Origin of the sequence: Sorangium sp. So ce363, from assembly GCF_051520435.1 — a bacterium.
Taxonomy (GTDB): Bacteria; Myxococcota_A; Polyangia; order Polyangiales; family Polyangiaceae; genus Sorangium; species Sorangium cellulosum_B.
The window spans coordinates 3,781,959-3,801,272 of record NZ_CP150333.1 but is presented as its reverse complement, the minus strand read 5'-3'; the positions used below and the strand labels follow the sequence as shown (position 1 = coordinate 3,801,272).

The 19,314-nt window shown below is 72.5% G+C and carries 13 protein-coding genes; 3 read left to right on the top strand and 10 right to left on the bottom strand.

The window, feature by feature from the left end:
* Positions 1-17 precede the first annotated feature (17 nt).
* Entirely contained in the window at positions 18-908 is an 891-nt protein-coding gene (locus WMF12_RS14560; protein ID WP_437872098.1) for a helix-turn-helix domain-containing protein, read from the bottom strand.
* Between the two features lie 159 nt (positions 909-1,067).
* Between WMF12_RS14560 and WMF12_RS14555 the strand changes: the two genes are divergently transcribed.
* A complete protein-coding gene (locus WMF12_RS14555) occupies positions 1,068-2,123 on the top strand; it encodes an aldo/keto reductase (RefSeq protein ID WP_437747981.1) in 1,056 nt (351 codons plus the stop codon).
* 39 nt (positions 2,124-2,162) lie between these two features.
* On the opposite strand, the gene WMF12_RS14550 is transcribed toward WMF12_RS14555, so the two are convergent.
* The 3 genes from WMF12_RS14550 to WMF12_RS14540 all read right to left on the bottom strand — a co-directional run bounded on the left by WMF12_RS14550 (position 2,163) and on the right by WMF12_RS14540 (position 5,958).
* Positions 2,163-2,885, bottom strand: coding sequence for a type II toxin-antitoxin system RatA family toxin (locus tag WMF12_RS14550; RefSeq protein WP_437872097.1), 723 nt, complete (start codon positions 2,883-2,885; stop codon positions 2,163-2,165).
* 200 nt (positions 2,886-3,085) lie between these two features.
* Positions 3,086-4,633: an aminopeptidase gene (locus WMF12_RS14545; RefSeq protein ID WP_437872095.1), complete on the bottom strand. Its 1,548-nt coding sequence runs from the start codon at positions 4,631-4,633 to the stop codon at positions 3,086-3,088.
* 212 nt (positions 4,634-4,845) lie between these two features.
* Positions 4,846-5,958: an S-(hydroxymethyl)glutathione dehydrogenase/class III alcohol dehydrogenase gene (locus WMF12_RS14540; protein WP_437872094.1), complete on the bottom strand. Its 1,113-nt coding sequence runs from the start codon at positions 5,956-5,958 to the stop codon at positions 4,846-4,848.
* Between the two features lie 443 nt (positions 5,959-6,401).
* Between WMF12_RS14540 and WMF12_RS14535 the strand changes: the two genes are divergently transcribed.
* Positions 6,402-7,619, top strand: coding sequence for a hypothetical protein (locus WMF12_RS14535; RefSeq protein ID WP_437872092.1), 1,218 nt, complete (start codon positions 6,402-6,404; stop codon positions 7,617-7,619).
* 9 nt (positions 7,620-7,628) lie between these two features.
* On the opposite strand, the gene WMF12_RS14530 is transcribed toward WMF12_RS14535, so the two are convergent.
* Both WMF12_RS14530 and WMF12_RS14525 read right to left on the bottom strand, forming a co-directional pair.
* Entirely contained in the window at positions 7,629-8,522 is an 894-nt protein-coding gene (locus tag WMF12_RS14530) for a serine/threonine-protein kinase (RefSeq protein ID WP_437747980.1), read from the bottom strand.
* A gap of 762 nt (positions 8,523-9,284) precedes the next feature.
* Positions 9,285-9,707, bottom strand: a complete 423-nt coding sequence (locus WMF12_RS14525; protein ID WP_437746268.1) for a tellurite resistance TerB family protein — start codon at positions 9,705-9,707, stop codon at positions 9,285-9,287.
* Positions 9,708-9,900: 193 nt separating this feature from the next.
* On the opposite strand from WMF12_RS14525, the gene WMF12_RS14520 reads away from it, so the two are divergent.
* On the top strand, positions 9,901-10,944 hold the full coding sequence (locus WMF12_RS14520) for a serine/threonine protein kinase (RefSeq protein ID WP_437872089.1): 1,044 nt from the start codon (positions 9,901-9,903) through the stop codon (positions 10,942-10,944).
* Positions 10,945-10,984: 40 nt separating this feature from the next.
* Here the strand turns inward: WMF12_RS14520 and WMF12_RS14515 are convergent, their stop codons facing one another.
* The 4 genes from WMF12_RS14515 to WMF12_RS14500 all read right to left on the bottom strand — a co-directional run bounded on the left by WMF12_RS14515 (position 10,985) and on the right by WMF12_RS14500 (position 19,079).
* Complete coding sequence (locus WMF12_RS14515) at positions 10,985-12,373, bottom strand: GNAT family N-acetyltransferase (RefSeq protein ID WP_437872086.1); 1,389 nt, start codon at positions 12,371-12,373, stop codon at positions 10,985-10,987.
* Positions 12,370-13,524, bottom strand: a complete 1,155-nt coding sequence (locus WMF12_RS14510) for a D-alanine--D-alanine ligase family protein (protein ID WP_437872084.1) — start codon at positions 13,522-13,524, stop codon at positions 12,370-12,372. Before WMF12_RS14510 ends, WMF12_RS14515 begins: the two co-directional genes overlap by 4 nt.
* Before the next feature lie 511 nt (positions 13,525-14,035).
* Positions 14,036-15,823, bottom strand: coding sequence for an ATP-dependent zinc metalloprotease FtsH (ftsH, locus tag WMF12_RS14505; RefSeq protein ID WP_437872083.1), 1,788 nt, complete (start codon positions 15,821-15,823; stop codon positions 14,036-14,038).
* Positions 15,824-16,169: 346 nt separating this feature from the next.
* The gene (locus WMF12_RS14500) at positions 16,170-19,079 is read right to left on the bottom strand and encodes a PAS domain S-box protein (RefSeq protein WP_437872081.1); all 2,910 of its coding nucleotides are present in this window, start codon (positions 19,077-19,079) and stop codon (positions 16,170-16,172) included.
* Positions 19,080-19,314 lie beyond the last annotated feature (235 nt).

Sequence of the window (19,314 nt, the reverse complement as noted above, 5' to 3'; positions counted from 1 at the left end):
CGCGCCGCCGGGGGCGATCACCGGGTACGGGCGAGGGCGCCCGGGGTGATCCCGAACCGCCGCTTGAAGAGCCGTGTCAGGTGGCTCTGGTCGGCGAAGCCGAGCGCGCGCGCGAGCTCCCCGATCGGGCGGTCGCCGGCGAGCAGCGCCTCGCGCGCGCGATCGAGCCGCCGCCGCGTCACGTAGGCGAGCGGCGGCTCCCCCAGCGCTCGCTTGAACTCCCGCGCCATGTGCGCGGGGCTCAGCCCGGCCACGCCGGAGAGCGCCTCCAGCCCGAAATCGTCGCCGAGGTGCGCCTCGATGTAGTCGAGCAAGCGCCGCAGCGTCGCAGGGGAGAGCCCGCCCCGAGCCGGCCGCTCCGCCTGGACCGCATGGCGGGCGCCGAGGCGCGCCGCGAGCCCGGAGAGCATCGCGTCCGCGAAGAGCGCGCCCGTGGCGCCGCCGCGCGAGACCTCGACCAGCAGCGCGCGGAGCACATGCTCGATCTGGGCGTCCACGAGCCCCACGCGGGGCTCGATCAGCAGCTCCCGCACCCCTGCGAGCCGCGCGAGCCGCGCGGGGTCGAGCACGAGCGCGCCATAGATCGTGGGCTCGCTCACGCGATGGGAGAAAGGCACCTCCGCGGGCTGGAGCCAGAGGCTGCCGGGCGGCATCTCCACGCGCTCGAAGCCGCGCTGGCCCTTTCGCTCGAAGCGCAGCGGCGCGTCCGCGAGGTTGATGGCGATGTAGTGGCCGGCGACGGCGAGGTGGTCTGTCTCCCAGGACGGGTTCACGCCGAGCTCGGCCACCATGCCGGTCCAGCGCAGCGAGCGGCTGGACGCGCGGATCTCCGCCTGCCGGAGCGCCTCGATGGGCTCGCGGGTGCCGGCACGGACGAACGGGATGGCGCTGCGGGAGACGCGGGACATCATCGGAGAGCCGGCCCCAGCATGCGCCCGCGGCGCGGGGCCGGTCAACGCAGCAGCCCGGTTCCAGGGAGCGCAGCGGCGTTCTATAGCGCCCTTCCCGCCCGCCCTAGGATGCCTGTCGCCGGGCGACGACTGCGCCCGAGGAGGACGACCATGGAGATGCGTTACAAGCTGCTCGGCGGCAGCGGGCTCAAGGTCTCGGAGATCAGCCTTGGCACCATGACCTTCGGCGAGGACTGGGGCTTCGGCGCCTCGGCCGAGGCGTGCCGCGGCATTCTCGAGGCGTACCGCGCCCGCGGCGGCAACTTCATCGACACCGCCAACAAGTACACGAACGGCAGCGCCGAGCGGATCGTCGGGGAGCTCGTCCGCGGAGACCGCGGCGCGTGGGTCATCGCGACGAAGTACTCGCTCTCCATGAACGACGCCGATCCGAGCGCGAGCGGCAACGGCAGGAAGAACCTTGTCCAGTCCGTCGAGGCGAGCCTCAAGCGCCTGGGGACGGACTACATCGATCTGCTCTGGGTCCATGCGTGGGACTGGACGACGCCGGAGGCCGAGCTCATGCGCGCGCTCGACGACGTGGTGCGCGCGGGCAAGGTGCTCTATGTCGGCATGTCCGACGCGCCTGCCTGGGTCGTCTCCCGGGCGAACGCGATCGCCGAGCTCCGGGGCTGGTCGCACTTCATCGGCATCGAGATCGAGTACAGCCTGATCGAGCGCACGGTGGAGCGGGAGCTCGTCCCGATGGCATCCCGGCTCGGCCTGGGCGTGCTCGCGTGGGCGCCCATGGCCGGCGGCGTGCTGACGGGCAAGTACACGCGGGGTGGCGGCAACGACGCCGCGCGCGCAGCGATGAACCAGGGGCGCCTGGACGAGCGGGGCCTGCGCGTCGCGCGCGCGGTCGACGCGGTGGCCGAGGAGCTCGGCTGCTCCTCGGCGCAGGTGGCGCTCGCGTGGCTCAGGTCGCGCCCGGCGCAGGTGATCCCCATCATCGGCGCCCGGAAGCCCGAGCAGATGCAGGACTGCCTGGGCTGCCTCGACGTCGTCTTGCCCGCCGCGGCCCTCGAGAGGCTCGACGCGGCGAGCCGCGTGCCGCTCGGCTTTCCCTACGAGTTCCTGGGCGACCCCGGCACCGAGCGGGTCGTCTACGGCGCCACGGCGGCGCGGCTCGACGTGCCCAACCCCGTCCGGCGGCTCGCCTCGGGCGGGTGACGCCGGCCTCGCCGCCTCTCCGCCTCGCTCGCGCGCGCGTCAGCGATTCCCGTCCTGCGCCTGCTCGACGCGCGCCCGGATGGCTGCGACGGCGCGCGCGGAGCCGTCCAGGTTCTCCGCGTTGAGGAGGCTCTTCGGAAGCGGCAGCTTCGGCCGGAGGAACACCTCGAGGGACAGGCGGGTCGACTGGGCGTCGATCTTCTCGAGCCGCCAGGTGGCCTGGAGATCTTGCACATTGCCGGAGATGAACCGGGACGAGTACGTCTCGACGCCATCCTCGACGACCGGCTTCTGGATCTCGATGCGCGCCCACATCGTGACCGCGCCCGAAAGGGCCGAGACCTCCATGTAGAGATCCCACCCGCCCGCGGGCGTGCGCCCGAGCAGGCGGCACTTCTTGTAGTGCGGCATGAACTCCGGATAACGCTCGAACGAGAGCACCGCGGCGCGCACGCGCTCCAGCGAGCCCTTCACGACCACCGTCGACCGTCCACGCGCAAATCCGGTGCTTCCGATCGGGACTGCCATGGTCGTGATCCCGGTCGTATCGGGCGCCGGCTGCGCGCGCTCGGCCTGCTCGCCGTCGCTCGTGACAGCCGGCAGGACATCACCTCTGTCGCGCTGTGCCGGCAGGCGCGGTACATCCAGGTTGATCCCCCGTTCCCCCGTGCTGCACGCGGTGGCCGCGAGGGCGAGTCCCCCGGCGAGCGCGCGCGGGATCGATGCGCGATGGCCGGTCGTGGTCGAGCGAGTTCTCCGCATGACGGCCCAGCTTGCCAGCGACGTGCCGGCCGCCCCCATCGCCCCGATGATACCGCGCAACACATCCGCTCAAGCCGCCCCCCCACCCCGGCCACCAAGAACGGATCACCCGCCCATCGAGCGCGGAAAACACGGGCTCCTTCCCGATTCTCCACGAGAGCTCGGAAGGCCCCCTGTCTCCCCCTTCGCGCTCCTATCGGTCAGGATTCGCCAGAGAGGTAAGCTGTCAGACTCGGAATGGGGATGCCTGTCGGGCGGCCGAACTGCCAGTCCGCCGACTCGACCCCGACGCCGCCGATGTCGAGGTGGATGAACGGCAGCGCCCCCCCCTTGAGCCCCGAGGCGATGTCGAGGAACGCGAAGGGGAACTGGTGCCCGCGCGGCGTGTTCACCGAGGCGAGGCGGTTCGAGGAGACCACGTCCTCGGCGCTCGACCGGGGCGCCACGAACGCGTAGTCCTCGCGCCGCGGCCGGACGCGCTCCATCGGCTCGCCCCAGCGCTCCGCGAGGACGTCGAGCCTGTCGAGCTCCAGCCGCGCGGCGGAGTTGCCGATCGCGCCGGTATAAGGCCCGTGGGCGCGGTAGACGTGCCCGGTCAGCGTCGCGACCGAGAACAGGATAGGGTCGGCCGCGCCGCTCATGGCGAGCTCCCGCCCGAGCGCGAGCAGGTCAGCCAGGATGAGGCGGCCCTCGGCGTCGGTGTTGCCGATCCGAACGCGCACGCCGGCGCGGCTGCGGATGATCTCGTCGCTCACATAGGACTCCTCGCCGATGCTGTTGCGCACGAGCCCGAGGAGCCCGACGATGCGCACGCCCTCCAGGCCGAGCGCCGCGGCCGCGCGCACGAGGCCGGCGACCGCGCCGGCGCCGCCCTTGTCCCGGGACATCCCGGCCATGTGCCCGTCGGTCTTCAGATCGACGCCGCCCGTGTCGTAGGTGACGCCCTTGCCCGCGAGCAGCACCGTTCGCCGGATCTCCCCGCGAGGCCTGTAGTCGAGCCGCACGACGCACGGCCGGTGCCGCTCGACGACCCGCGACGCCCGCGAGACCGCGCTGATGAGCGGATAGTCATCGACGTTGCGCTCGATCTTGACGAGCACCCCCGTCCTGGCGAACGCCGCCTCGCACAGCTCGGCGACGCGGCGGGGCGCCATCCGCTCCGGCTCGGTGCCCGTGATGTCGCGGCAGAGCGCCCGACCGACCTCGATGGCCGCGATCTCGCGGGCGCGCGCCTCCGACAGCCCGAGCACCGCGACCGACTCGGCCGAGCGCGGGGCCATCTCCGCCTCCCGCGCCTCGAGCGGCGTCCACTGGCTCCCGAGCGCGGCGAGCGCGCCCACCTCCACGGCCCGCGCGAACCGCGGCGCGGCGCCCACCGGAGCGCGAACGACGAGCAGCGGCCGGCTCGCCCCCGCGTCCACCGCCCGCGCGAAGCCGGCCGCCGCGGCCTCCGCGACGGAGCGGACGTCATCGATGTCCTCCGAGAGCGGCCCCATCGGCGCGAGCACCAGGCGCCCGCCAGGCACCCCCGGCGCCGGCAGGACGACCGGAGCACTCTTGCCCTCGAGCGCGGAGTCGACGCGCGCCGCAGCCTCGACCGCCGCGCCCACGGCGGAACCGAGCCCCCCCGCGTACTTCGCGATGGGCGATGGCGCGACGAGGACGACAGCATCGCAAGCCGCGATCGCCGCGTTCGACTCCGCGAGGGCGTTGGCAGGCAGCCCCGCCAGGGAGGTGACATGGACCATGGCGGCGAATGATGTCACATGGGTCAGCATTTTTGCAGCACCCGTCGCCGCCGATAGGGCACCGACATGCGCCCCGGAGAGCAGGCCTGGCGCGCGGGCATGGAGCACGCGCCGCGCCCGGCGCGCGCCAGGCCCGCGCGCCGAGCGGCCTGGCGCGCTCGTCCGCCCCTGCGGTCACGCGCGAGGCGGCCGGCGTCGAGCTCCGCGTCGCTTCAGGAGAAGAGCACGACGCTGCGGATCGACTCGCCTTCGTGCATGAGGTCGAAGGAGCGGTTGATGTCGTCGAGCGGCATCGTGTGGGTGATCAGCTCGTCGATCTTGATCTTGCCCTCCATGTACCAGTCGACGATCTTGGGAACGTCGGTGCGCCCCTTGGCGCCGCCGAACGCGGTGCCCTTCCAGACGCGCCCGGTGACGAGCTGGAAGGGGCGCGTGGAGATCTCCTCGCCGGCCCCCGCGACGCCGATGATGATGCTCGTCCCCCAGCCCTTGTGGCAGCACTCGAGCGCCTGGCGCATCACCTTGACGTTGCCGATGCACTCGAAGCTGAAATCGGCGCCGCCCCGGGTCAGATCGACGAGGTAGGGCACGAGATCCCCCGCCACCTCGCTCGGGTTGACGAAGTGGGTCATGCCGAACCTCTCGGCCAGCTCGCGGCGCTTCGGGTTGATGTCGACGCCGACGATGATGTCGGCGCCGGCCATCCGGGCGCCCTGGATCACGTTCAGCCCGATGCCGCCGAGGCCGAAGACCACGACGTTGTCGCCGGGCCTCACCTGCGCGGTGTTGATGACGGCGCCGATACCCGTCGTCACGCCGCAGCCGATATAACAGACCTTGTCGAACGGCGCGTCCTCGCGGATCTTGGCGACGGCGATCTCGGGCAGGACGGTGAAGCTCGAGAAGGTCGACGTGCCCATGTAATGGTGAATCCGCTCCTTGCCGATCGAGAATCGGCTCGTTCCGTCCGGCATGAGCCCGCGCCCCTGCGTGGCGCGGATGGCCTGGCAGAGGTTGGTCTTTCCGCTCGTACAATAAGAGCACTGCCGGCACTCGGGCGTGTAGAGGGGAATCACGTGATCGCCTTTCTTGAGGCTCTTCACGGACGGCCCGACGTCGACGACGACGCCCGCGCCCTCATGGCCGAGGATCGCGGGGAAGAGTCCCTCCGGATCCTTGCCTGAGAGCGTGTAAGCGTCGGTGTGACAGACGCCCGTTGCCTTGATCTCGATGAGGACCTCGCCCTCGCGAGGGCCCTCCACCTGAACGTCCTCGACCGTCAGCTTCTCGCCGGCCTTGTGGGCCACGGCTGCGCGCGCTTTCATGATCGGTGGTTCTCCTCCCGCAAGCGGGGCGTTCGGGGCCCGAGCGGCGCCCGAGCCCCTCCCATAGCCGGGCGGGGAAGCAGGTTTCAAGGGGAACCCCGCCGGCGCCGCCCCGCGTCGCCCGCCGTCCAGCCTGCCCGCATTGCGCCGCCCGGCCTGCCCGCATCGCGCAGCCCGCTCGCTGCCCGCGCCCCCACCCCAAACGAGCCCCGTCTGCGCGCCCGGCGCCCTCTCTCTCACTCCACCCCACAGACGACACGCACTGTTCGTGGGGAGGACAACCGGTATTGCGAGGGCACAGCGAGCGCGCCTTCTCGCGACGTCGCGCATCTCGCCAGTCTCGCCAATCTGGCCAATCTCGCCAGACGCTGTCCTCGACCGGCGCAACAGGGAATCCGATGGCGTTTGCGTGACAGCACGCGTACCATCACCCCGCTGTCCTTATGAACACACTCCGTTGCCCACCGGGTCTCCGCGCGCTCATCGCAATAGCCGCGCTGGTCCTCGTCGCCTGCACTGGCGTGAGCCCGCCTGCTGGCGGGGCGGCCGGCAAGGGCGCTGGCGGCGCCGGCGGCGGAGGCGGCGAGAGCGCTTCCTCCGAGGGTGGCCACGGAGGACAGGGAGGCGCGCCGATCGACACCATGGAGTGTGTCGACGAGTGCCCCGCTGAGAGCGCTGGTATCACGATCGGCTGCAAGAAGCGCTTCATGTTCGGAATGAACTATGCGTGGCACAACTTCGCCGGCGACTTCGGCGGCATCGCCGCGTGGGACAAGCGCGGCGTCGCGGCCGAGGTGGAGACGCACGCGAAGAACCTCGCCGACATCCGTGCTCACGGGGCGAGCGTCGTGCGGTGGTGGATGCTGCCGGAGATCCGGGGCGAGAGCGTCGTCTTCGACACGAGCGAGAACCCGACCGGCCTCGGCGGGACGACGCGGAGCGACGTCCAGAAGGCGCTCGAGCTCGCCGAGCAGGCGGACGTCAACCTGGTGTTCTGCCTGTTCTCCTTCGACAACTTCCACCCGACGCGGCTCGACGCCGACGTGAAGACCGTCGGTATCACCCCCATCGTGAAGGACGCAAAGCGGCGCGCGAAGCTGATAGACAAGGTCGTCCGGCCGATCGCCAGGGCCGTCGCGCAGAGCCCCTACCGGCACCGGATGGTCGCGTGGGACGTGATCAACGAGCCCGAGCTGGCCATGACCGGACCGAGCCCGGACGACGGCCCTCGCTACGAGCCCGACGCCCAGGTGGATCCGATCGAGCACGCGCAGATGACGGCGTTCCTCGGCGAGGCCATCCGGGCGCTGCGCGCGGAGAGCACGGCGCTCGTCACGATCGGCTCGGCGTCGATGAAGTGGGCGCGGTCCTGGCGCAACACCGACGTCGATTTCTACACCTTTCATATCAACGACCGGGTCAACCTGTACTGGCCCTACAACCAGTCGCCCGAGGACTACGGCATCACAGACAAGCCCGTCATCATGGGGGATTTCCCGATCGCCGGCCTGGCGACGGCCGCTTTGCCGACGCTCCTGGAGAGCTGGTACAGCCAGGGATACGCGGGCGCGATCAGCTGGGCCTACAGCGACGCGACCACGGCCGAGCTCGAGACGATCAAGGCCTTCGCCGACGCGAAGGGCTGCGGCGTGACGTACTGAGAGCCCCTCTCACGACAGCCAGTAGTCGACGAGGGACGCGCCCGTCACGTCGTGGGCGACCCCGGCCGCGATCGCCCACTGGGCCAGCGCGCGGCCGAGCGCGGCCATGGTCGTGAAGCGCCCGTCAGGGTCCTTGGCCAGGCCGCGCTCGATGATCTCCCAGAGCCGCGGGTGCAGCTCGAGGGCCTCCGGGCGCGGCGGGGCGGCGCGCAGCACGTCGTGCACGATGGAGATGCTGCTCGGGCCGCCGAACGGGCGACAGCTGCTCACGAGCTCGTAGAGCACGACGCACGCGCTCCACACGTCGGCGCGCGCGTCCGACTCCTGCCCGCCGCGGACCTGCTCGGGCGCCATGTAGGCCGGGCTCCCGACCAGCGTTTCCCTCCGCTCGTCGCCCGCCGCGCGCACCGCGGTGAACGCGATCCCGAAGTCGATCAGCTTGGGGACGGTGCGGCGGCCCTCGCGCACGAGGACGATGTTCGCCGGCTTCACGTCCCGGTGCACGACCCCCGCGCCGTGCGCCGCGCCGAGCGCGCCGATCACGGGAAGGAGCAGCTGGACCGCGGAGATGGGCGACATCGCGCCCGATTCGGCGAGCGCCTGGGCGAGCGACCGGCCCTGGAGGAGCTCCATCACCGCGAACGGCTCTCCCTCCTCCGTGAAGCAGAGATCGAAGATCCGCACCGCGGCGCGGTGCGACACCCGCGCCGTCGCCTGCGCCTCCCGGATCAGCCGCGAGGTGGCCTCGGGGACGGCGCAGTCGCGACGGATGAGCTTCAGCGCGACATCAAGGCTCAGGGAGAGATTCCGCGCCTTCCACACGGCGCCCATGCTGCCCTCTCCGAGGAGCTCTGTGAGGCGATAGCGCCCCCCGAGGACGTCGCCTGGGGCGTAGCGCCGCAGCGCGGCGGAGCACGGGTCGTTCGCAGGAACCGCCAGGGCGGCAGCGGACGGCGCTCCGGCAAGCCCGGTCCGCAGCGTGGCGGGCGGTACGCTCGCCGGGGTGGCCGGAGCGTCGCTCGGCGTCTCCAGCGGCGCGACGTCCCCGCCATGACGGAAGGCCGAGCCGGACGGCCGCGACAGGCGGCCCGACGTCCGGAGGTCGACTGGCTCGAACGGAGGGCGGTGAGACGAGGGCCAGCGCGGAGACCGCGGCGAGCGGTATGCACGCTGAGAGGCTCGGCCCCCGCTCGGGGGGCGGGATCGATTCGACGCGGGATCCATCGAGCCGCCATGTGGCGTCGTGGAGCTGTCAGTTCGGTGGCTGTCCATATCCTTGCCCACGTGTGCTGCAAGGAGCAGGCCGATGAAAATCGCCGCAGATCCGCCTCTTTCCCGCCCGCCGCGGCGCCGGGATTGCGGTGTGGAGGCATCAGATCCGGCGCCCGCGGCCATCGGCTCGCCCCGGAGGCTGCGCGCCGTCCGCCGCGACCGGCGCGCGCGTCTTCCGTGGCCGCAGCGCGTCGTCCGCCGGCGCGGTCCCGGGACGAGCGCGCGACCGATCCGTCGGCGCAACGGTCGTCGCACGACGCATTCCCTGCGCGCCACACCGGCGCTCTACGGGTACATCGACACAGGATGTCGGTCAGGATCGCCCGATAGCCAGCGAGGCACCCACGGGGCGCGCGCCGGGATCGCCGCGGCGCGGTCGCCCCCTCGCGCCGCTCAGCGGGCGGAGCCGGGCACGACGCGCCCCTTGAACGCGATCGGCACCTCGAGGGCCCTGGCCGCCTCGACGAGCAGCGCGTGCTCGCTCTCGTGGATCACGCCGTCAGCGGCCACGAGGCGGACGGCCAGCTCGATCGCGGCCTCGCGCATCCGCACGTCGGGCAGGCGGACGCGCAGCGCCGCGAAGCGGCCGCTCCTGCCCTCGTCGCGCACCGATCGCTCGATGATGGAGATGAGCGACTCGACGAGGTCGGCCCCGAGCCGCCCCTCGCTCATGGCCGTCACGTGCCGCGCGAGCTCGGCGCGCTCGGCCTCGTTGATGGATCCGTCAGCGTATGCGGCGAGGAACATGATCTCGACCATCGCCTCGAGCCTGCTGATCTCGAGGTGACGAAACGAAAGCTGCGTTTCTTCCATCATGAGGTCCTCAGGATAGCGTATCACGGCCGCGCTTGACACAGCGCCCCTGGGCCCGCCCGGTAATGGCGCTCGCCGCGCGGCAACGGCGCTCGCCGCGCGGCAACGGCGCTCGCCGCGCGGCGACGGCTTCCAGGAGCGCGCGGCGAAAGTTCTCGTCGAGCGCGACGCCGGTCGGTGCTCAACTCTCCCCACCATGAGCACCACCACCCCGACCGACCTCTTCCTGTCGCTGACGCCGCACAAGGTGATCGAGGCCGTCGAGGCCGCGGGCGTCCACTGCAACCGCGTCTGCTACCCGCTGAACTCGTTCGAGAACCGCGTCTACGAGGTCGAGCGCGAGGATCGCACCCGCGTCATCGCCAAGTTCTACCGGCCGGGGCGCTGGACGCGGGAGCAGATCCTCGAGGAGCACCGGTTCCTCGCGGAGCTGGCGGACGCCGAGATCCCCGTCTGCCCGACGCGCCCGTTCCCCGACGGCGAGACGCTCAAGCAGATCGACCACATCCCCTACTGCCTCTTCGAGCGCATGGGCGGCCGCGCCCCCGACGAGCTCGGCGACGAGCTGTTCGTGCGCCTCGGCAGGCTCGCCGCCCGCATCCACAACGTGGGCGCGGCCAGCGCCGCCGAGCACCGCGTCCGGCTCTCCGCCGACACCTACGCGCGCGAGGACCTCGGCTGGCTCGTCGAGCGCAAGCTCATCCCCGCGGCCGTCGAGCGGCGGTACCTCGCGGCCGCGCGCGCCGTCGCGGACGCGGCCGAGGAGCGCCTGCGCGGCGTCGACGTGCACCGCATCCACGGCGATCTGCACCCGGGCAACCTGCTCCTGCGCGACGGCGCGCTCCGCGTGCTCGACTTCGACGACATGGTCGTCGGCCCCGCCGTGCAGGACCTGTGGCTCCTCCTCCCCGGCCGCGACGAGGCCGCCCGGCAGCAGCGCGAGCTCTTCATCGAGGGCTACGAGGAGCTCCGCCGCTTCGACCGCTCGACCCTCGGGCTGATCGAGCCGCTCCGAGGGCTCCGCATGATCCACTACGCGGCGTGGATCGCGCGGCGATGGCACGACCCCATCTTCCCGAGGACCTTTCCGCACTTCGGCACGGAGGCGTACTGGCGCGAGGAGGCGAGCTCGCTCGAGGAGGTGCTCCAGCTGACGCGCGACGGAGACACGGGCGGCCCCGGCGGCGGCGCGGACGAGCCGCCGCCGAGCGGGGGCAAGTACTTCTGGGACCTGAACTGATCCCGCTGGAAGCGCCCACCGCAGGCGCACCCGGCGTCGATCAGAGACGCTTCAGCACCAGGATCAGCCGCCACGCCGCGGCGTGCTCGAACGGCACGTCGACGTTGAAGTCGCCGAGCGTCGCCACCAGCGAGAGCTCCGGCACCCGCTCCGCGACGCGCCGCCACCCGGCGAGGTCCGGGACGTACCACGTCGCCTCCTGCCGGATCGACGAGAGCTCCCTCGGCGCGCCGCCGTTGCGCCGGGCCGCGCACACCACCTCGAGGGTCACGGGCACCACGCGATCGGGCGTCGACCGCTCGATGTGGATGCGGAACCGAGCGTCGATCGACTGCTCGCCACGCAGCTCGGTCCACTCCGTCCTGTTCACGCCGGACGGCGTGAGATCGGCGGGGTGGGTCGCCTCGATGACGTGGACGCCGCCCGGCAGGAGCAGCGAGGCGGCGAGCCGGAGGTGGCGCTCGAGCGCCGCCGGCGTGGCCAGCTGGTGGATCGCCGAGAGCGGCACGAACGAGAGATCGACCGGCGCGACGTCCGGGCGCTCGTCGAGCTCCGCGCACGAGAAGCGGATGCACGCCCCGGCGCCGCGGGCGCCCGCGGCGCGCTCCGCAAAGGCGATCATCGCCGCCGAGCCGTCCGCGCCGGCGCAGCCGACGCCGAGCTCCGCGAAGGCCTCCAGGTGCCGCGCGGGCCCGCAGGCCCACGAGAGGACGCGCTGCACCGGGCGGCCGCCGAAGCGGCGCGCGCACGCGAGCAGGAAGTCGCGCTCGGCGGCGTAGTCGCGGTAGCCGAACGCCGCGTCGTAGAGCGCAGGCTCGCCCGGCGGCGGCGTATCGCCGCGCGCCGGCGCCTCGCCGCGCGCGGGCGCCTCGCCGCGCGCCGGCGCCTCGCCGCGCGCGGACGCCTCGCCGCGCGCCGGCGCCGCCGGGGCGACCCGCTTCGTGTAGATCATGAGATCGTCGCCCGGCGCGTAGAAGTCGGCGAGGACCGCCGCCCGCGTGAACTGCACCGCGTCGTAGAAGCGCACCGCCGCGCCGTGCCCCTCCCGGCTGCCCGTCTCCACGCGCACGAGGCCGCCGCCCTCGCGCGCGATCTCGCTCTCCATCGTGGCCACGAGCCCCCGCGCCACCCCCGACCGGGCGAAATCGGGCGAGGTCGCGATCCAGTACAGGTCGTACGTGGACTGCGTCATCGGCGTGCGGCCGTAGCAGAGGTACCCGAGGAGCCGCGGCGCCCCGTCGCCGCCCGAGGCGCCCTGGAAGCTCAGCACGAACCGGTAGCCATAACCGTCCGTCGAAGGCTGGCCGAGCGTCACGTCGACGAGCTCCAGCGCCACCGCGCGCTCGTCGTCGGTGAACGCCGGGACCGACTCGAGCAGCGCGGCGATGAGCGGCCGATCTTCCGCGCGGAGGCCGCGCTGGGTGATCACGGCGCCTCGGGCGCGGCGGCGAGGGCGCCGCGGGCAGCGGAGCGCGCCGCGGCGCGGCCGCGCGCCGGCGCGCGGCCGCGCGCCGGCGCGCGGCCGCGCGCGCGGAGCAGATCGTCGTGGCGCGCGCCGCGGGCGAGCGCCGCGCGGAGGATCTCCCAGACGACGTCGGCGTACGACAGGCCGGCGCGCGCCGCCGCCCGCGCGAAGCCGGCGTCCGGCGAGAGATCGCAGTTCGGGTTGACGTCGATGACGTGCGGCGTGCCGCGCTCGTCGAGCCGCACGTCCACGCGGCCGTAGTCGCGCAGCCCGAGCACCTCGAACGCGCGGCGGCCCACGGCGACGACCCGGCGCAGATCGAGCGGCCGCAGCACCGCCGCCGAGGAGGGCGTCCCGATCGACGCGGCGGTCTCCGGGCGCCACTTCGACTCGTACGTGACCACGTGCGGGTGCCCCTCTGGCAGGCCCTGAAAGGTGACCTCGCCGGGCGGCAGCACGCGCGGCGTCGGCCACCCGAGCAGCGAGACCGAGATCTCCCGCCCGTGCACGTAACGCTGCACCACCACCGGCTGGCGGCACTGCGCGACGACCGCGGCGACCTGGTCGCGGAGCGCCCTGCGATCGTGGACGACCGAGCCACGATCGATGCCCATCGAGCCGTCCTCGCGCTCCGGCTTGACGATGACCGGGAACGCGACCTCCGGGATGCGATCCGGGCCTTCGACCCGCACCGTCGCCGGCACGCGCACGCCGGCGCGCGCGAGGATCCGGTTCGCCTCGGCCTTGTGCAGGCAGCTCCGGAGCGCGACGTGATCGCTGCCCGTGAAGCGGAGATCGAGCCCCGCGAGCAGCCACGCGCACATGACCTCGTGGCGGCTGTCGCCGTCGAGCGCCTCGCACAGGTTGAAGATCACGTCCGGGCGATGGTCGCCGATGGCCGCGAGCACCTCGCTCGGCCGGAGCACAGGCCGGTGCGCCACGCGCACGCCCGGGGCCGCGGCGAGGGCCGCGAGCACGCTCTCCGCGACCACCGCGCTGCCGTCCTCGCGACCGAGCCGGAGCCGCCCGCTCCCCACCCGCTGCGCGAGTGGCGGCTCGTCGACGACTTCCTCCGGATCTCTGTTCGACAGGATCAGTATCCGAGGCTCAGGCACCGCACGCCTCCGAACCTACGCGGGGCAGGAGAGCCCGCGACGGCCGCGCCGGGCTCAGGGAGCGGCCGGAGAGAGGCCTGGCCATCGGCGAACGCGGAGAGGGTGCCCTGTCGAGAGACACGCGAACGAAACGGAATCCATGCATGCAAGTGGCCACACTTCACCAGCTTGCCCGGCAATCGCAAGGGGAGATTTGCCCTCTCCGGACGGAAAAGAAGGCGCGACGCGCCGCGGCTCAAAGCCCCCGCACCGGCTCGGATCCGGCGCGCGCGGCCGGGAAGCGAGCTTTCCGAGCACAACGTATCTCGGACAACAGGCTCTTCACACGCCAGCCACACGCGCGGGAGCGTCGGAGACGAGAGGAGACGGCTGGGCTGCAGGGGGAAGGGTCGAGTCCGGCGGCGAGAGGGGAGAGCGGAGAGCGCCGGACGCGCTCGCGGCGAGCGGGCGGCCTGCCGCCGAGGACGCCTGAAAAGGACTTCCCTTTCCGGCGTCCTCGAGCCTCCGCCGGTCAGGCGGCCTGGCCTTCGGGGCGCGGCCTGCGATCGGCCGGGAAACAGGCCTGGATCTCGTCCATGCCGAGCGTCTCCTTCTCGAGGAGCGCCCTGACGAGCGCCTCGATCTCGCCGCGCCGGGACCTCACGATCTCGATGGCGCGCGAGAGCTGCGCTTCCGTGAGCGCCCGCGCCGTCTCGTCGACCCGGTCGAGCAGGGCCGGGCTCCGCGAGGGGTGCCCGTCGCCGACGCAGATGGGGCCGAGGTGGCTCATGCCGAGCTCCGCGACCATCTTCCACGCGATCGTCGAGGCGCGCTGGATGTCGTCCGAGGCGCCCGCCGTCATCGTCCCGAGGACGACCATCTCGGCGGCGCGGCCGCCCATCAGCATGCAGATCTGATCCTCGAGGTACTCTTTCCGGTACATCAGCCGATCCTTCTCGGGCAGCGCCTGGGTCACGCCGAGCGCGCGGCCCCGCGGCAGGATCGACACCTTGTGCACGGGATCGCAGCTCGGCGCGAGGAGCCCGACCGCGACGTGCCCGGCCTCGTGGACGGCGGTCGCATAACGCTCGTCCTCGTCGACGAGCACCCCCTTGCGCTCGAGCCCCATGAGCACCCGGTCGCGCGCGCGGTCGATGTGCGTCGGGTCCACCGCGTCGGCGCCCTCGCGGGCCGCGAGGATGGCCGCCTCGTTCAGGAGGTTGGCCAGGTCGGCGCCCGAGAAGCCCGGCGTGCCGCGGGCGATGTAGCTGAGATCGACCTCCCCCTGGAGCGGGATCGGCCCGGCGTGGACGTTGAGGATCTCCTCGCGGCCGCGCACGTCGGGGAGCGGCACGGTGACCTTGCGGTCGAAGCGCCCCGGCCGGAGCAGCGCCGGGTCGAGCATGTCGGCGCGGTTGGTCGACGCGATGACCACGATGCCGGTCTCGTGGTCAAACCCGTCCATCTCGACGAGCAGCTGGTTCAGCGTCTGGTCGTGCTCCGCGGAGGCGGAGTCGCCGTGCCCCTTCGCGCGAGCCCGCCCCACGGCGTCGATCTCGTCGATGAAGACGATGCACGGCGCGGACTTGCGCGCCTCGGCGAAGAGCGCGCGGACGCGGGAGGCGCCCACGCCGACGAACATCTCCTGGAAGCTCGACCCCGACGCCGAGAGGAACCGCACGCCCGCCTCGCACGCGACGGCGCGCGCGAGCAGCGTCTTGCCGGTCCCGGGCTCGCCCGTCAGCAGCACGCCGCGCGGCGGGCGGCCGCCGAGGCGCGCGAAGCGATCGGGGCTCTTCAGGAACTCGACCGTCTCGGCGAGCTCCTGCTTGACCTCGTGCATCCCCGCGACGTCGGCGAAGCGCACCGCCGCCCGCGCCGCCCCGGCCTTCACGTCCGAGAAGACCTTCGGGCTGCGCCGCCGGCTCACCGTGAAGAGCGCGAAGCCGACCGCGGCCAGCACGACCACCGGGAGCACCGCGGACGCGGCGCGCGACGGATCCTCCTGGGAGGCGAAGTCGACCGAGGCGCCGGCGCCCGCGAACCGGGAGACCAGCTCCTGCCGGAGCGTCGGCTCGTCGACGACGGCCGTCACCGCGGCGCCGCCCGCCTGACGCACGAGGAAGCGATCCCCGCTCACCTCGACCGCGGTCGCCTGCCCCGCCTGCGCGATCTGGAGGAGCTCCGTGTACGTCGCCGTGCGCTGCGCGGACGACTCGCGAGCCGCGCGCAGCGCGAGCCCCAGCGTGACCGCAAGCACCACCCCCATGAACCCAAGCACCCAGAGCCGGCGCCCCGCGGGCCCCAGCCGCTTACTCACCTGCAAGAACCAGGAATTCACTGCTGCGCCACCTTACTGCTCCGGCGTCGGGCCGGAGCGGATCTCAGGTGTAGCAAGGATACGAACCTCAGGAAGTTCCTTCTGCCATCATTCTGACGATCTGAGCCGTAGAAACCTGCGAAAGGATGGCAGCACCGCAAAACGGAATACGGAGAACGGACAGCGGCAGGACGAACGTCTATTCAATGTTGGGAGGATTGGGAGGATTAATTGACGAGCTCGCCGATGGCGGATTGACGAGCCCGCCTGAGAGCCTCCTTCTCGGGATGGGGTCGCCGGTGGAGCAGGAACCAGGAGAGAGGGGCAGAGAGGGGCTGCCTGCGCGCTACGCCCCGGCGGCTCGCGCGAACTCGGGCGCGAACGGCAGCGAGAAGCGGAATGTCGTCGCGCCGCCAGGGCTGCTCTCGACGGAGATGGTGCCGCCGTGGGCCTCCACGAGGCCCTTCGTGATGTAGAGGCCGAGACCGACGCCGCGGACGCTGCGCGGATCGACCTCGGGCGCGCGCGAGAAGCGCTTGAACAGGTACGGGAGCGACGCCTCCGAGATACCACCGCCCCAGTTGGTCACCGCGATGTGCGCGCTGGCCCGCTCTGCGCTGACCGTGACCGCGATGTCGCCCTCCGGTCGACCGTACTTGGCCGCGTTGGAGAGCAGGTTGGTGACGATCTGCTCCAGCCGCCCGGGGTCCGCCAGGACGGCGGGCACATCGCCCTTCACCTCCAGGCGCAGGGCGTGGCCCGCGGTCACCTCGGCCGACTTCTCGAGGATCTCGCCGAGCTGCGCGCGCAGATTGACCGGCGAACGATCCAGCGTGAGCTGCCGCGCCTCGATCCGCGAGGCGTCGAGGAGGTCGTCGATCATGCGGCGCAGCCGCTCGATGGACGAGGTGATCCTGTCGAGCTGTTTTCGACCGTCGGCGACGGCCTGCTCGTCCGCCGCGCGACCCAGGAGCTGGCTCGCGGTCGCGATGACCTGGATGGGCTGGCGGAGATCGTGAGCGATGACGCCGATCCACTCCTGACGCTGCCGCTCCATCTCCTTGAGCGCCGAGATGTCCTGAAAGACGGCGACGGCGCCCTGGAGCTCGCCGTCGTCCGAGCGCACCGGCGCCGCGTTGACCAGCACCGGGACGAGGCCCCGGTCGGCGCGCCGCAGAAGCCCTTCGGCGCCCGCCACGACCTCCCCGCGCTCAAGGGCCCGGATCAGCGGGCGCTCGTCCCAGACGAGGGGCTCTCCCGCCGGCGTCCTGTGCTCGAAACTCAGCCGGTTGCCCCAGGGATCGGGCTCGTCCACGACGCTCGACGCGTACTGGAGCGCCAGTTTGTTGCAGCTGATGAGCCGCCCCTTGGCGTCGACGAGGATCGCCGCTTCAGGCAGCTGCTGCACGATCGCCTCGAGCCGCTTTCGCTCGTTCGCCTCGGCCCGGTACAGCCGCGCGGTCTCGAGGGCGCCGCAGGTCCGGTCGGCGAGCAGGTCCGCGACGCGCTCGTCGTCCTCGGTGAACGGCGGGCGGCCGGGGCGCTTGCCAAGGTACAGGTTGCCCACGCTCCGGCCGTGAAACCGGATCGGCACGCCCAGGAATGCCTCGATCGGGTCGTGGTGCGGCGGCAGGCCGATATAGGCGGGGTGCGCGCGGACGTCGGCGAGCCGGATCGTTCGGCCCTCGCGGACCACCGCCCCGAGGACGCCCACGGGCCGCGGGAGCGCGCCGATCTGCGCGATCCGCTCCGCGGGGACGCCGCTCGGGACCCAGGCGTCGAACTGCCGCTGGCTGTCCTCTCCGATGCCGAGCGCCGCGTAGTCGGCGCCCACGATCTCCTTCGCGTGCCGCGTCAAGACCTCCAGCACGGAGCGCACCCCCGACTCGGAGCGCGGCAGGCGCGCCAGCGCCTCCGAGACCGCCGCGCTCGCGGTGCCGATGGCCTCGAGCTGCGAGCGGATACGCCGCTCCGCCTCGTGAGCGCTCGCGATCTCGGCGTCCATCGCCTTGCGGCGCCCGATGTCTCGGCAGATCATCGAGACGCCGGTGACGTGGCCCGATGCGTCCGCGATCGACGACACCGTGACCTCGATATCGATGCTCGCCCCGCCCTTGGTCCGGCTCACGGCCTCGAAGCGCTCGACGCGCTCGCCGCGGCGCAGGCGCGCGAGGACGGCCTCCGCCTCGCCGGCGCGCTCGGGCAGGCACAGGACGGGCAGCGTCTTCCCGATCACCTCGCTGGCGTCGTAGCCGAAAAGGCGCTCCGCCGCGGGGTTCCAGCTCAGGACGGTCCCGTCGAGGGCGGTGCCCATCACGGCGTCGTCCGAGGACTGCGCGACGGTCGCGAGGAAGGCGCGCTCCTCCTCGGCGCGCTGCCGCGCCTCGTCGAGGAGGTTCATGCGCGCCGCGCTGACCCAGAGCATGGCCCCGAGCAGGAGCGTCGTGATGGCGGAGGCGAACCAGAACGACGCCGCGAGGGGGTATGCCCCCCGATCCGCGCCGACCAGGACGAGACGGCCGATCACGAGCGGAACGAGGACGACGTAGGGCAGGAAGCGCCGCAGCAGGATGCCTCCGGGCCGGCTGGCCGTCAGCGTGGCGAGCGCCGTGCAATCGGGCCGCGCCATGAGGAGCCCGGCGCAGAGGGCAAGAAAGGCGATCGCGGTGTGGAGCGCCATGCCCGTGAACGGGAGCAGCGCCGGAAGCCCGTAGAAGTAGTCGACGCCGAACACGTAGCCAGTCAGCGCGGCGAGCGCGAGCGCCGCGGCCAGGAGCGCGCTCCACTCCGAGAGCAGGCACGCTCGCCGCGTCTTCACGGGCAGCGAGAGGAGCGATAGGCCGATCAGGATTAAGCAGAGCGCGGTGTTCGGCGAGGGCCTGCCGGGGAGCTTGCCAGGGGAATCCATGCGCCCCGCGGGCAGCAGGCGATCGACGCCGAAATCGCGCGCGAAGGCGTACTCCACGAGGATCGCCAGGCCGAGCGCGATCACGACGGCGGCGCACGCCTGTCCCAGCCGGCGGACCGGCGCCGGACGCTCGCGCACGCCCAGCACCCAGAGCGACACGCTCGACAGGACGAGCGCCGCCGCGGTGTTGGGCACCATGCTCGGCAGGCCGTCCGCGATGGAGATGAGGGTGGTCGACCCGATCCACCAGCCGAGCAGGGCGACGCACCCAAGGACGAGCGAGCAGGTTGCCGCGACGGCGACACCGCGTCGCGCGCCGCTCGAAGGCACCATCGCCCCGTCTCCCATCGGGTCCTCCCGGCCAGAGCATAGTGCCGGGCTACCGGGACGGCGCGGCTCCACCTGCGCAATTCAGACGCGCAAACCGGACGGCGCACGCGCTGTCCGACGCAGATGGATCAGGCGCTCCGGCCTGCGCCGACCTCATCCGCCGTGCCGGACGGAGCGCGCAGCGGCGCTCGGCTCCGACGCACGAGCTCGGGCGGCGATGCCCTCGCGCGGATCGCGCGAGGGCGCGCGCGAG

Coding starts and splice junctions, on each gene's coding strand:
- WMF12_RS14560 (WP_437872098.1), bottom strand. CDS start 908: ATGTCCCGCGTCTCCCGCAGCGCCATCCCGTTCGTCCGTGCCGGCACC.
- WMF12_RS14555 (WP_437747981.1), top strand. CDS start 1,068: ATGCGTTACAAGCTGCTCGGCGGCAGCGGGCTCAAGGTCTCGGAGATC.
- WMF12_RS14550 (WP_437872097.1), bottom strand. CDS start 2,885: ATGCGGAGAACTCGCTCGACCACGACCGGCCATCGCGCATCGATCCCG.
- WMF12_RS14545 (WP_437872095.1), bottom strand. CDS start 4,633: ATGGTCCATGTCACCTCCCTGGCGGGGCTGCCTGCCAACGCCCTCGCG.
- WMF12_RS14540 (WP_437872094.1), bottom strand. CDS start 5,958: ATGAAAGCGCGCGCAGCCGTGGCCCACAAGGCCGGCGAGAAGCTGACG.
- WMF12_RS14535 (WP_437872092.1), top strand. CDS start 6,402: ATGAACACACTCCGTTGCCCACCGGGTCTCCGCGCGCTCATCGCAATA.
- WMF12_RS14525 (WP_437746268.1), bottom strand. CDS start 9,707: ATGATGGAAGAAACGCAGCTTTCGTTTCGTCACCTCGAGATCAGCAGG.
- WMF12_RS14520 (WP_437872089.1), top strand. CDS start 9,901: ATGAGCACCACCACCCCGACCGACCTCTTCCTGTCGCTGACGCCGCAC.
- WMF12_RS14500 (WP_437872081.1), bottom strand. CDS start 19,079: ATGGGAGACGGGGCGATGGTGCCTTCGAGCGGCGCGCGACGCGGTGTC.